The sequence below is a fragment of the Actinoplanes sp. TFC3 genome (assembly GCF_001553785.1).
In the GTDB taxonomy this organism is placed as follows: domain Bacteria; phylum Actinomycetota; class Actinomycetes; order Mycobacteriales; family Micromonosporaceae; genus Actinoplanes.
The window spans coordinates 455,367-467,013 of record NZ_LOJP01000001.1 but is presented as its reverse complement, the minus strand read 5'-3'; the positions used below and the strand labels follow the sequence as shown (position 1 = coordinate 467,013).

General features: G+C 69.1%; 15 protein-coding genes. 6 read left to right on the top strand and 9 right to left on the bottom strand.

Annotated features, from left to right (window positions below):
* Window positions 1–9: 9 nt before the first annotated feature.
* Window positions 10–405, top strand: a complete 396-nt coding sequence (locus tag TFC3_RS02150) for a thiol-disulfide oxidoreductase DCC family protein (protein WP_067494838.1) — start codon at window positions 10–12, stop codon at window positions 403–405.
* On the opposite strand, the gene TFC3_RS02145 is transcribed toward TFC3_RS02150, so the two are convergent.
* The 3 genes from TFC3_RS02145 to TFC3_RS02135 all read right to left on the bottom strand — a co-directional run bounded on the left by TFC3_RS02145 (window position 406) and on the right by TFC3_RS02135 (window position 2,982).
* Complete coding sequence (locus tag TFC3_RS02145) at window positions 406–1,110, bottom strand: zf-HC2 domain-containing protein (protein ID WP_067494835.1); 705 nt, start codon at window positions 1,108–1,110, stop codon at window positions 406–408.
* Complete coding sequence (locus TFC3_RS02140) at window positions 1,107–1,628, bottom strand: sigma-70 family RNA polymerase sigma factor (protein WP_067494832.1); 522 nt, start codon at window positions 1,626–1,628, stop codon at window positions 1,107–1,109. The genes TFC3_RS02145 and TFC3_RS02140 overlap by 4 nt, the downstream gene beginning before the upstream one ends.
* A gap of 118 nt (window positions 1,629–1,746) precedes the next feature.
* Window positions 1,747–2,982 (bottom strand): neprosin family prolyl endopeptidase, encoded by a 1,236-nt coding sequence (locus tag TFC3_RS02135; protein WP_067494829.1) that lies wholly within the window; start codon window positions 2,980–2,982, stop codon window positions 1,747–1,749.
* A gap of 757 nt (window positions 2,983–3,739) precedes the next feature.
* Between TFC3_RS02135 and TFC3_RS02130 the strand changes: the two genes are divergently transcribed.
* Together TFC3_RS02130 and TFC3_RS02125 are read left to right on the top strand one after the other, a co-directional pair.
* A complete protein-coding gene (locus tag TFC3_RS02130; protein WP_067494827.1) occupies window positions 3,740–4,213 on the top strand; it encodes a cysteine dioxygenase family protein in 474 nt (157 codons plus the stop codon).
* On the top strand, window positions 4,210–4,614 hold the full coding sequence (locus TFC3_RS02125; RefSeq protein WP_067505772.1) for a rhodanese-like domain-containing protein: 405 nt from the start codon (window positions 4,210–4,212) through the stop codon (window positions 4,612–4,614). Before TFC3_RS02130 ends, TFC3_RS02125 begins: the two co-directional genes overlap by 4 nt.
* Window positions 4,615–4,628: 14 nt before the next feature.
* Here TFC3_RS02125 and TFC3_RS02120 read toward each other — a convergent pair whose 3' ends face one another.
* Window positions 4,629–5,342, bottom strand: a complete 714-nt coding sequence (locus TFC3_RS02120) for a TetR/AcrR family transcriptional regulator (protein WP_067494824.1) — start codon at window positions 5,340–5,342, stop codon at window positions 4,629–4,631.
* Between the two features lie 52 nt (window positions 5,343–5,394).
* On the opposite strand from TFC3_RS02120, the gene TFC3_RS02115 reads away from it, so the two are divergent.
* Together TFC3_RS02115 and TFC3_RS02110 are read left to right on the top strand one after the other, a co-directional pair.
* On the top strand, window positions 5,395–6,855 hold the full coding sequence (locus TFC3_RS02115; RefSeq protein WP_236717945.1) for an MFS transporter: 1,461 nt from the start codon (window positions 5,395–5,397) through the stop codon (window positions 6,853–6,855).
* A 32-nt stretch (window positions 6,856–6,887) separates the two neighbouring features.
* On the top strand, window positions 6,888–7,289 hold the full coding sequence (locus TFC3_RS02110; protein WP_201787110.1) for a PPOX class F420-dependent oxidoreductase: 402 nt from the start codon (window positions 6,888–6,890) through the stop codon (window positions 7,287–7,289).
* A gap of 61 nt (window positions 7,290–7,350) precedes the next feature.
* On the opposite strand, the gene TFC3_RS02105 is transcribed toward TFC3_RS02110, so the two are convergent.
* Together TFC3_RS02105 and TFC3_RS02100 are read right to left on the bottom strand one after the other, a co-directional pair.
* A complete protein-coding gene (locus tag TFC3_RS02105) occupies window positions 7,351–8,055 on the bottom strand; it encodes an anti-sigma factor (RefSeq protein ID WP_067494816.1) in 705 nt (234 codons plus the stop codon).
* Entirely contained in the window at window positions 8,052–8,603 is a 552-nt protein-coding gene (locus tag TFC3_RS02100) for a sigma-70 family RNA polymerase sigma factor (RefSeq protein ID WP_067494813.1), read from the bottom strand. The genes TFC3_RS02105 and TFC3_RS02100 overlap by 4 nt, the downstream gene beginning before the upstream one ends.
* A gap of 207 nt (window positions 8,604–8,810) precedes the next feature.
* Here TFC3_RS02100 and TFC3_RS02095 point away from each other — a divergent pair, with 207 nt between their 5' ends.
* Window positions 8,811–9,557: a hypothetical protein gene (locus TFC3_RS02095; RefSeq protein WP_067505769.1), complete on the top strand. Its 747-nt coding sequence runs from the start codon at window positions 8,811–8,813 to the stop codon at window positions 9,555–9,557.
* Here TFC3_RS02095 and TFC3_RS02090 read toward each other — a convergent pair.
* From TFC3_RS02090 to TFC3_RS02080, 3 genes are all read right to left on the bottom strand, one after another.
* A complete protein-coding gene (locus TFC3_RS02090; RefSeq protein ID WP_236717943.1) occupies window positions 9,554–10,417 on the bottom strand; it encodes a DUF1996 domain-containing protein in 864 nt (287 codons plus the stop codon). The two genes, TFC3_RS02095 and TFC3_RS02090, sit on opposite strands and share 4 nt — an antisense overlap.
* A 128-nt stretch (window positions 10,418–10,545) precedes the next feature.
* Window positions 10,546–11,004: a hypothetical protein gene (locus TFC3_RS02085; protein ID WP_067494807.1), complete on the bottom strand. Its 459-nt coding sequence runs from the start codon at window positions 11,002–11,004 to the stop codon at window positions 10,546–10,548.
* Between the two features lie 63 nt (window positions 11,005–11,067).
* Window positions 11,068–11,490, bottom strand: coding sequence for a hypothetical protein (locus TFC3_RS02080; RefSeq protein WP_161952515.1), 423 nt, complete (start codon window positions 11,488–11,490; stop codon window positions 11,068–11,070).
* Window positions 11,491–11,647 lie beyond the last annotated feature (157 nt).

The window sequence follows — 11,647 nt, the reverse complement described above, 5'->3', positions numbered from 1 at the left end:
GATAGAAGCATGCCAGGACCTACCTTCGTGTACGACGGTGACTGCTCGTTCTGTTCCTCCTGCGCGGAGTTCATCGAGCGCCGGATCCCGTCGCGGGCGACCTTGATCCCCTGGCAGTTCGCGGATCTGGACGCTCTCGGCCTGACCCTCGATCAGGTCGAGAGCGCCGTCCAGTGGGTGGCCGAGGACGGCTCGGTCGCCGCCGGGCCGGACGCGATCGCGCTGCTGCTGCGCGACGCGGGCCGGTTCTGGGGGGTTCCGGGCCGGGCCTTGCAGCTCAAGCCGGTCGGCTGGCTGGCCTGGCCGGCATACCACTGGGTCGCCGACCACCGGCACCTGCTGCCCGGCGGCACCGCCGCTTGCTCGCTGCCGCAAGCGCAGCGTGAGCAGCTCTACGGCAAGTAGCTAATTGAGATGGGCCGCGCCGAGCACGTGCCCATTTTTGTCCTTCACCAGCACCACGCTGACGTTGCCGAGCTGGATCGAGCTTGCGCCGGTCACCCGCGCATTGCCCGACGGCGTGGGCCCCCACATCGCCGCCTGCTCGATGCTGCCCTCGCCGCCCTCGACCTGGCAGACGAACGGGCCCTCGCCGGCGAGCTTCTGCACGGCCAGGTCCACCGAGACGCCCCAGGTCTTGCCGGTCAGCACGGCTTCGCCGGTGAGCCCGCTGCCCTCGGCCGCCTCGAAGCTGGCCACCACGATCCGTTGGGACGGACTCGCTGCGGCCCGCGGGTTCGGCGCCGGGGCGTCGTCGCGGCTGCGGATCAACCCACCGGAGATCGCCACGATCAGCAGCACCGCCGCGGCCACCGCCAGCCGCCGGGTCAGCGAACGCCGCCGCTCGCGCGCGGTGACCAGGCGCATCTGACCGAGCAGGCCCTCGATCCGGGCGGCGCTGGGCCGGGCCCCAGGAGCCACAGCGGCCGGGCTCTCCGCGCGTGGCAGCGAGCGCAGCAGTTCCGGCACCGCGGCCAGCCGGTCCAGCTCGGCGCGGCAGTCATCGCAGGTCAGCAGGTGGGCGTCGAGGCGGTCGGTGTCGCCGTCGTCGAGCCCGCCGAGCAGGTATCCACCGAGCAGGCGGCGCAGCTCGTCGTGATCGATCGTCACCGCAGCACCCCCATCTCCTCGAACACCTGCCGCAAGGCCCGCACGGCGTAGAACGCCCGCGACTTGACCGTGCCCTCGGGCACCGACAGCTGCTTGGCGGCGTCGGCAACGCTGCGGCCGTCGTAGTACATGGCTTGCACCACCGCGCGGTGGTCGTCGGAGAGCCGTTCGAGGGCCTCGGCGACCAGCCAGCCTTCGACCATCTGATCGACATTGTCGGCTACCGGGGCTGCCTCGACGGCCCCGTCATCGGCAACCAGGCGGGGGCGGCGCTGCTCGGCGCGCCAGGAGTTGGTGACCACGTTGCGGGCGATGGTGAGCAGGTAGGAGCGGGTGCGCCCGGGATCCCGGTCGAGGTGGTCGATGTGGCGCCACGCCCGTAACAGGGTTTCCTGCACGAGGTCCTCGGCACGGTGCCGGTCGTGGACGTACCGGGTGATGAAGTTGAGCAGGATCCCGTAGTGCTCGGTGTAGAGGGCGGTCATCAGCTTCTCGTCGGGTTTGACCCGTCGCCTCATCCGCCGCGCCTCCTCGCTCGCCGTTCCGCCTGGTTGTACACCGCGCGAAGCCGGCCGGTTCAACGAAAAATGCCCGGACCCCCAAGCGGAAGACCGGGCATTTGTCTCGCGGCTGAACCTAAGAACGGGCGCCCGTGGTGGGCGGCGTGCTGGGTGAGGTGCTGGGGGACGGGATCGGCTGGCAGCCGACGGCCAGGTCGGCGCCGGGGCCACCGAAGCGGAACGTCTTGTCGGTCACCAGCGCGACGTCGTACCAGGCGGGGTGCGGCGTGTCGCTCTGCAGGACGACCTTGGCGTCCGGCCCGTTGGTCATCGCGAGGCTGCCGGCGCGGGTGGCGCCGCCGCTGGAGGGCAGCAGGCCGTTGCCCATGTCGGTGCAGGGCGTGGTGGTCGACGACGCGACCTCGCCGAACCACTGGACGAAGTTGGCGCGGGTGTAGTCGCCGTCCCAGAGGCTGTCCGGGAAGTAGCCGATGTACTCGGAGTTGTAGGCGATCCACCAGTTGTTGCCGGAGTGCACGACACCGAAGCGCTTCGGCACGTCGGCCGGCAGCGTGTCACCGGGCTTCACAGTGGTGCTGTACTGCCGGTAGCCGCAGGCGTTGTAGCAGGTAGGAATGCCGTTCTTCCAGTAGAAGACGAACAGGTGCGGGTCGTCGTCGCCGTTCACCGAGCGGTCGACGGTCCAGCCCACCTCAACGACGTTGGGGTTGTCGCCGCCGGACTGCACCGAGATCTCGGCCAGCGAGTGGTAGTCGCCGGGGCCGACGGTGGGCTTGGCGATGCCGAGGTTGGCCCACGAGCCGTCGGTCTCGCCGGTCTGGCTGCCCTTGGCGTAGTTGTAGAAGACGTCGTTGCGGGGGGCCTTGACGTTCGGCGGGGCCGGCGGCACAACCGTCGTGGTGCTCTTCTTCACGGTGCTGGTGCGCGAGGTACGGCCCTTGGGGGCGTACTCGGGCACCGGCCGGGATCGGCCGCTCTGGTCCGCGGGCGCCGCATCCGCACCGGCCGCCGCGACCGCTGCACTGCTGGCCCCGGCCTTGCCGCGCTTCATCCGGGTGGGCTTGGCACCCCACGGCAAAAGCTTCGGGGGTACGGCCAGAGCCTCGCCGGCCGGCGGGGGCGTCTCGGCATCGGTGGCATCAACCGGCGCGGTCGTGTCGGTGCCGGGGTCGTCGGCCGATGCGCTCGCCTCGGGGGCATCGGCAGCCTCGGTGGTCGTGGTGACCACCGTGGGGCTGGATGCGGCGGGCGTCTCGTCGGCGTTCGCGTTGAGGGTCCACACGACCCCCATCGAACCGACCACGGCGGCGGCCAGACCGGCGGCGAGCAAGCCGCGGCGGGATTCAGACACGTGTCCGTCCTTGTTGATCAGGGGGCAGTCGTCAAGGCAGTCATCAGGATGGAAAGGCAGAGACAGGGGACCTTTTCCAACCTGCTCGCACAGGCGTCGCCGACCATATAACGCGTTGAATGCGATTGACCTGGCACAAGCGCCGTTTCAACTGAACGGTGGAGATGCAGGGCCGATTCGGTGAGCCAATGAGCGCGGAATTAAACGTTCAGTGACCACTCGATTGCTCTGAGGCACGGTTTGGTCGTGCGGTAGGAAAGAAGCAACAACACGAGAGCTTCTTTCGAGTTATTCACGAACGCCGAGTTCTGCAGCGCTTTCCCCTCCGCTTACGAAGCCGCGAGAGCGGCTATTCCGGCATTCGTCGCAATGGTTCCAATATTAGCGAAGGCCCTGCAACGAGCCGCCTCCAATGATCGTCGTCCGTTGTCGAATTCGCTGACCCCGGAACCCGGATGCGATCCGCGTCCACCACCTCCCACATGATGGAAGAGGTTTGACCAGTAATTAAGATCGAGAGCAATATGGGCGTCATGCAGCGGCAGGGCATTCCTCTTACCGCCCGCCTGGCGATCGACCTGGCGCGGTGCGCCAGCGCGCGCTGTCCGCGCTGATCTGCGCAAACAGCGCCCCTCCGCAGGACCCGGCAGATCTGCCGGATTTTTCAGGTTGCTTCCGCGAGTCGCCCGACCCTGGCCCCACTCCGGCGGTAAACCTATAGAGTTGATAGGCAATGTATGCATCCCGAGGAGCTGCCATGACCGTCGTCGACGTCCGCCTCGACCACCTCGCCATCGCCCAGCGCTTCGCCGCCGACCCGGATGCGTGGGCCGTCGCGCCTCGCTTCAACGCCGAGGAACGCTGGTACCACCGCCTGCACGAAGCAAGCGACCACGAAGTGTGGCTCCTCACCTGGCTGCCGGGTCAGGGCACCGACCTGCACGACCACGGCGGCTCGGCCGGCGCGTTCCACGTGTTCTCCGGCACGCTGACCGAGGACACCGTCGCAGTCACCCCGGGCGCACCGCCGCGAATCAGCGGCCGCGAGCTGGGGGAGGGCGCGGGCCGGCGCTTCGGCACCCGGCACATCCACCGCATCACCAACCGCTCCAACCGCCCGGCGATCAGCATCCATGCCTATGGACCGGCGCTGACCACCATGACCCGGTACCGTATCGGCGGCACCGGGCTTGACGTGGTCACGGTCGAGCGGGCAGGAGCGCAGTGGTGAGCACCTCGGCATTGCAGGCACCGGCCGGATCACAGGGCATCACGGAGATCCTCGAGGCGGCCCGGGCCCGGCTCACGCGGGTGGGACCGCAGCAGACCAAGCAGGCGCTGGAGCGCGGCGCCGTCCTGGTGGACATCCGCCCGGCCGCCCAGCGCGCCGAGCACGGCGAGATCCCGGGCGCGCTGATCATCGAGCGCAACGTGCTCGAGTGGCGGCTCGACCCGCGCAGCGATGCCCGGCTCTCGTTCACCCACTACGACCTCGAAGTGATCGTCACCTGCCAGGAGGGCTACACGAGCAGCCTGGCCGCAGCCGCACTGCAGGACCTCGGGCTGCACCGCGCCACCGACCTCGCGGGTGGCTTCGCCGCCTGGCAGGCCGCCGGGCTGCCCACCACCTGAGCCAGGCTCACCGGTTAATCGCCGCCCGGTTCCCGCTTCTCCAGGGACCGGGCGATGCCCTCCACGAGCAGGTCCAGCCCGAACTCGAAGCGATCGGCGCTGTTGCCGGCGGTGAGCACGTCGGCGTTGGCCCGGATGTTCGGGAAGTGGCTGGCCGGCAGGTCGCCGAAGTAGTCAGCGAGCTGACTGGACAGCTCGCCGATCTTCCCGCGTTCCAGCGACACCTCATAGGCGTCCGCCGTGATGTAGAGGAACATCCGATCCAGCGCCCACGCCGCCACCTGCCGCTTGACACCCGCGCTGAGCAGGATGGCCAGCATCGCCTCGGTGATCAGCAGCGCATTCGGGCCGCTCGGCACGCTGGCGATGGCCGTACGGGCGAAGTCGTTGTGACGCAGCAGCACCTCATGCCCCTGCCGCATGACATCCTTGAGCTGCTCCCGCCATCGCTGCGGCTGCGGCGGCGGCACCGTGATCTGCCCGCAGATGCGGTCGAACATCAGCAGCAGCAGCTCTTCCTTGTTCGCGACGTGCGCATACAGGCTGGACGCTCCGGTGTGCAGCCTCCCGGCCACCCGCCGCATGCTGACCGCGTCCACGCCCTCCTCGATCACCAGGCGCAGCCCGGCTTCGACTATCTGATCCCGGCTCAGCGGAGCCCGAGGGGTCCGCGGGCGCTTGGCGGCGGGCCGTTGCCAAGGAGGCGGGGGAAGTTCGAGGTCGCTCATCGCCGAACATCGTACTTGACCCGAACGGTGTTCAAGCGTAGAACGGTGTTCGTTGATCGAACGCCGTTCGGGGGTTGTCGTGCAAGCAGTCATCGAAGAAACCCGGGATCCCACCGCATACCGATGGCGTTGGGTCGCGCTCGCCGTGATCCTGGCCGTCGAGGTCATGGACCTGCTGGACTCGCTGGTCACCACGATCGCCGGCCCGTCGATCCAGCAGGAACTGGGCGGGTCGCTGAGCTTGATCCAGTGGCTCGGTGCCGCGTACACCCTGGCCATGGCGATCGGCCTGCTCACCGGGGGCCGGCTCGGCGACATCTTTGGGCGGCGCCGGATGTTCGTCATCGGAGCGGCCGGCTTTACCGTCGCCTCGCTGTGGTGTGCGCTGGCCTGGTCGCCGGGGGTGCTGATCGCCGCCCGCGGCGTGCAGGGGCTGTTCGGCGCGCTGATGCTGCCGCAGGGCCTTGGCATGATCAAGCAGATGTTCTCGCCCCGGGACCAGGTCAAGGCATTCGGCGCCTTCGGCCCGGTGATGGGTCTCGGCGCGGTCGGCGGCCCGGTGCTGGCCGGCTGGCTCGTCGATGCTGACTACTTCGGCACCGGCTGGCGGATGATCTTCCTGATCAACCTGCCGCTCGGCATCTTCGCTGTGGCCGGCGCGCTGCGCTTCCTGCCCGAGTTCCGCAACGAGCGCACGCCCCGGCTCGACCTGGCCGGCGTGGGGCTCGCCGCGCTCGGTGGCTTCCTGCTGCTCTACCCGCTGGTGCAGGGGCGCGAGCTGGGCTGGCCGGCCTGGATCTTCGTGCTGCTCGCGGCCGGCCTGGCGGTGTTCGGGCTGTTCGCCGCGTACGAGGCCCGCCGCGACCGGCGCGGGCTCGACCCGCTGGTGACCCCGAGCCTGTTCCGTAAGCGCGCGTTCACCAGCGGCATGCTGGTCGGCCTGGTCTTCTTCGGGGCGCTGATGGGGACCGGGCTGATCTCCTCGCTGTACTTGCAGCTCGGGCTCGGCTATTCCCCGCTCAAGGCGGGCCTGAGCACGCTGCCCCAGGCGGCCGGCACCATGATCGGCTTCATCGCCGCCAGCGCCGGGCTCACCGAACGGTACGGCCGCAAGTTACTCATCACCGGCACCGTCATCATGGCCGCCGCCACAGCCGCAGTCGCCTGGATCGTGCAGTCAACGGGCACCGCGCTCACGCCGTACCACTTGATTGCCGGTCTTCTGCCCTTGGGTATCGGCATGGGTCTGGCGATGGCGCCGTTCTTCAACATCGTGCTGGCCGGCGTCGACGACGAGGAAACCGGGTCGGCCTCCGGCGCGATGACCTCGATGCAACAACTCGGCGGCGCGTTCGGCATCGCCCTGCTCGGCACGATCTTCTTCAACAATGTGCCGGGCGCCGGCTTCAGCGACGCGGCGGTGCGCTCGCTGCTCATCGCGCTGGTCATGCTGCTGGTCGCCGGCGGGCTGTCCTTCCTGCTCCCGCGGCACCCCCGGCCCGAGGCCGAGTAGGGCGTGTCCCGGTCCGACCTATGGTTGGGGGCATGATGAACCTCCCCGGCGGGCTGCTTGACCTGCTGAACAAGCCGAGCCCGTGCTTCCTGGCCACCGTCGACCCGGATGGCTCGCCGCAGCTCACCGAGACCTGGGTGGGCACCGACGGCAAGCACATCCTGATCAACACGGTGGACGGGTTCCGCAAGGTCAAGAACGTCGAGCGCGACCCCCGGGTGTCGGTGATCGTCACCGATCCGGCGCAGGCCTCGGACTACTACTCGGTGAAGGGGCGGGTCGTGGACGTCACGGCCGAGGGGGGCGCCGAACACATCGAGAAGCTGGCGCAGCGGTATCTCGGCGGGCCGTACCCGTGGTTCGGCGGCCGCGACCAGCAGCGCCTGATCATGACCATCGAGGTCGACAAGATCATCCACGCGCCCTGGGCCTGAGCATGCTGAGGGCGGTCCCGCCACGGGACCGCCCTCAACCCCTCCCCCGGTTTGGACCTGATTACAGGCTCACGCTGGTGTACTGCTTGCCGCTCTCGCTGACCACGCGCACCGACTGGACCTGGTCGATCGGCACCAGCGCGCTGCCGTCCAACGTGGTGCCGTCGGCCGCTCCGGCTTCCGAGACCACCCAACTGCCGGCCAGCGTGACCCGGCCGCTGGCATCCATCACCTCCAGGCGGCACCGCTCGCCCTGCGGGATCCCGGCGACCGCGGCTTTCACCCGCACCCAGCCCGGCGCCGGGGTCACCGCCACCGTGAGGCGCGCACCCGTGCCCGCGTCGACCGAGGTGGCGGTTTTCGTGCCCGGGGCGGTCGTGGGCTGCGACTGGGTCAGCGTCGGCAGCGCGGCGGGCGGGTTGTCGGCGGGGGGGCGGCCGATCACCCCCCCGCCGACGACGGCCGCCGCCACGACCGCCGCGGCTGCTACTCCCACCAGGGTGGTACGTCTTCTCCGGCTCCCGGCGGACTCTGTGCGGATCTGGCGCAGCGTGCGCTGCAGCAACAGGTCAGCGTCGTCGGGGGGGCCGTCCAGCAGCATTGCCTCGGGGACGGCTTCGAGGGCCATGGTCCACTCCTGCAGGGATTCCACCTCGCCGCGGCAGTCGTCGCAGCCGGCGATGTGCTCCTCGACGGCGCGGTTCTGCTCCGCGTCCAGCGACTTCGTCAGGTAGCCGGCGACGTCCACGTGATTGGTCTCGTTCATGAGGCAGACCGTTCCGTTCCGGCGGGGCTCAGCGATTTCAGTTCTCGCAGAGCCCGGAGGGCGTAGAAGGAGCGCGACTTGACCGTCCCGGGCGGGATGCCCAGCGTCTTCGCCGCCTCCGTGACCGTGCTGCCCTGCAGGTAGAGCTGTTCCAGGACTTCACGGTGCTCGGTGGAGAGCCGGCTCAGCGCGTCCACCACCACCATCGCGGTGACCACCTGCTCGGCGTGGTCCTCGGCGGACGCCACGTCGACGGGTCCCTCGCGTACCTCGGTGGCTCGCGCGTTGCGGGCTCTGATCTGGTCGGTCACGATGTTGCGGACCACTGTCAGCAGCCAGCCGCGCACCGAGCCCTTGCCGTTCACCAAAGCATCCGGGTGCCGCCAGGCGCGGACCAGGGCTTCTTGCACGACATCCTCGGCGGCGGCCCGATCCCTGGTCAGCTGGGTCGCGTAAGCGAGCATGGCCCGTCCATGTTCCTGGAAGAGCGTTCTGACCAGCGCCTCATCGGCCACCTCCCGGCGACGTTGGAGCCTCAACCCCGGCATGTCTTCTCCCCGGTGTGCGGCGGTGCGGTGCTCTTACTTCGCCGAGGCTGGCCGGACGGAGCGCTTGCCGGCCACCCTCGACCCCCGTTGTGTCTGTCTGACTCCCCTGACACGTACCGGGTCCGGATCCGGTTCAGAGAAATTCGCGGTGAACCGGATTGCGGCGGCTCGCGTGTGGGTGGCGTCATCGATTCGCAGGGGGAAATCATGAAGCGCATCGCCATCGCACCGGCCGCCCTCGCGGTGGCGGGACTCCTGAGCCTCGCCGCCTGTGCCCATCCCGCGACCACCCGAGCAGCCGAGTTCGTAGCCGCCCCGGCCGCCACGCCCAGCCCCGTGACCAGCTTCGATGTTCCGCCCGAACCGCCCACCCAGGAGCTGGCGGCGCAGGCCGGGGAGACGCCCGACCCGCCGTCGAGCCCGGTGCCCGAGCCCACGGTGGCGAAGACCCAGAAGTGGGTGAAGATCTACAGCGGTGCTTCGGCCAAGGACGTGACCCCGCCGGAGAACATCCGCAGCGGCAGCAAGACGGTGGAGCTCAACACCCGCGAGAACGACGACATAGGGACGTACGTGACCGACGGCGCGGGCCGCACGCTCTACCGCTTCGACGAGGACGACAACACGCCCCCGAAGGCCACCTGCAACGGTGACTGCGCCAAGACCTGGCCCCCGCTGCTGATCAGGAGCCCGGGGAAGATCTTCCCGAACGGCATCAACCCCAAGATCCTCGGGTACGTCGAACGCGCCGACGGGCACTGCCAGGTCACCATCAACGGCTGGCCGGTGTACTACTTCGCCAAGGACAAGAAGGCGGGCGACATCCTCGGTCAGGGCGTCAAGGGCACCTGGTTCGCGGTCACCCCCGAGGGCGGCAAGACCAAGGCACTCCCGCCCGCAGCTCCCTCGCAGGACGGCACCGGCGGCGCGGACGTCCCGCCGGAAGGCAACTAGCAGCTCCGGGCCGCGTTGAGGCAATCCGCGATCCTCTCGCTCAGGGCCTCCGGCATGAGATTGACGAAGAAAGCATGATCGGTACGCGGGCTGTGCCGCTGGTCATCGAAGGTGTCGATCCGATACCGGGCCCCGCGCGCGATGTCATAGCCGACCACGATCTCGAGCCGGGGAACGGCAAACGTCGACATCGGACAGCCGCCTCCGGGCTCGGGAAACACGAGGTGCTGGCGATGGTTCTTGCTGTCCAACCGGCGGCCGTCCCAGCAGCTCGGATAGTCAAAGATGCGCAGCACCCGCTTACCGGCGGCACAGATCGGATATCGCAGCGTCCGCTTGGTTTCCGAGCCCTGACAACTCCACACCGCGGCCGCCTGGGCACCGCCGTTGGTCACCGCGTAGGCATCGCCGACCTCGCCACGCAGCAGCCGGGGCATCGGCAGCACCGGCCCGCGCGGGTTGGCATACTCCGACATCGTCACGAAGGCCGGCACTTGAACGGCGCCCCCGTGCTGGTCGTCGCCATCGCGCATGACCCGCAGCACCGGCCAGTAATAGGTGGACTCGTCGCCGTTGCTGCACGTCGTGCCACCACCGGCCAGAGTCTCCACGGTGGAGCCGACGGCAACGGAGAGATTGCCGACGTAATCGTGCACATGATGAACAGGACCGGCCTTGCGCGACGTCACGACGATGTTCGCGGTGTTGCGATGGCCGATCTCATTACGACCGCAATCCCAGCGGTACGAAGCCACGGCCGCCGGCGGGGGGCCGGCCGCCACGTCAGCGATGTTCACAAAGTCGGGGCCCGGCGGCGGCGACGATACGCGAGCGGCACCGAAAGCCGCCCCGGCGAGCACAAGCTCGATCGCCAGGGTCAGCGCGACCGCTCGGCGCCGGCCCCACGCGTCCGCCATGGCTTCACTTTACGCAGGAGTCGCACAACCCAGAGCGCTGCAAAGAGGACAGTATGGGCCCCGGGCACGGGTCATGACGTGCCGAGATAGACCGTGATAGTGGCCCCCTGGCAGGCGTTCGCCGCGCTGGTGGCCATGGTGAGCGAGCTGCTCAGGTGCAGACCGAGCGAGCCGGAAGCGGGGACATCCCAGCCGGTGCTGCCGTTGGTCTGCGCGGTAAACGACAAAGCGCCCAGACCGCACGCGCTGTGCCCGGTGTCGACGGCGAAGCCACCGGTGCCCTGGGTGGTGTCGAGCGAGATCCGACCGACCTGTACCACGAACGCGTTCGGGTTGGTGATGGTCAGCGCCACGTCCGAGATGCTGCCCGGGTAGAGCTGGCTTGCGGGCGTACCCGGGGAAAGCGTCAGCGCGACGGCCGTGCCCGACCTCGCCGCGCCGGACCCCGAGCCGGCCGTCGACCAGTAGCCGTAAGCGGAACCGGACACGAGCAGGGCGGCCAGAAAGCCCGCGATCACGGCCCGCTTCACAACCTGCTCCTTCCTGCGTCCGGCGGTGGTGGCGGGCTGTCAAGCGCACCGCCACCGGAAGCATCACGACGCGGTGAAGCTCAGGTTGACCGTCACGTCCTTGCAAGCGTCCTGGCTGACGTTGCGGTTGATCATGTGGATCAGCGCGCCGGACGGGTTGTAGTCGTGGTCGCCGGCGGTCAGGTCGCTGTTGATGGCGGTCGGCTGGGTGATGGCGAAGTCGGCCGAGGTGCAGCCGGGCACCGGGGCGCCGCCGCCGGTGGTCACCGAGGCCACGTCAACGCGTACGGCCGAGACGTACTGGCTGGTGGTCTGCGAGTTGTTGACGCGGAAGGCGAGGGGCTGGTCGGCGCCACCGGGCGTCAGGCCACTCGGCGGGGTGCCGATCTGGGTCACCGTCACGGCGGTGCTCGTACCCGTGGCGCTGGTACCAGTGCCGGCACCGGAGGTCGTCCAGTACGCGAACGCAGTACCGGCGATGAACACGCCTGCTACGGTCGGAATCAGCACCAGGGCCGCCCGACGACGGCTCCTGCGACGCTGCGCGACACTGCTCTTCGCTGCCATGAACCACTCCCCCGAGTACGATCAACGGCCGTCCCGCCGTCGTTCACCTGCACGTTCGGACAGAGGCGCGATGACC